The sequence below is a fragment of the Novosphingobium huizhouense genome, assembly GCF_020179475.1.
Taxonomy (GTDB): Bacteria; Pseudomonadota; Alphaproteobacteria; order Sphingomonadales; family Sphingomonadaceae; genus Novosphingobium; species Novosphingobium huizhouense.
Genome location: NZ_JAILXZ010000039.1, coordinates 1 through 284, shown reverse-complemented (window position 1 = coordinate 284; position 284 = coordinate 1). Strand labels below are relative to the sequence as shown.

Sequence of the window (284 nt, the reverse complement as noted above, 5' to 3'; positions counted from 1 at the left end):
GCGGTGCCTGATAGGGCGCATAGCAGACGAACAGACCGTGATCGCGCCGGTTCCACGGCAATTGATCGTTCGAGATCACGCCTCGCGCACGCTCGGCAGCCGTGATGTTGCGCACCTGGCTTGTGCCGGTCTTTCCAGCCATCCGCCATTCTTCGGGCAGAATCCTGGCGCGTCTGGCGGTCCCGCGCGCGCTGTTCATCACGGCATCCATCCCGGCCCGCGCCTGTTGCAGCACCGCGTCGTCGATACCCAGGGATTGCGGTTCGCGTCGCGGCTGCGGCACA

At 66.2% G+C, this 284-nt stretch carries 1 protein-coding gene; it reads right to left on the bottom strand.

What is annotated here, in order from left to right; genetic code table 11:
* Positions 1–284, bottom strand: a 284-nt coding sequence (locus tag K3A85_RS17885) for a penicillin-binding transpeptidase domain-containing protein (RefSeq protein ID WP_263624941.1), incomplete at both ends; no start/stop codon positions are given.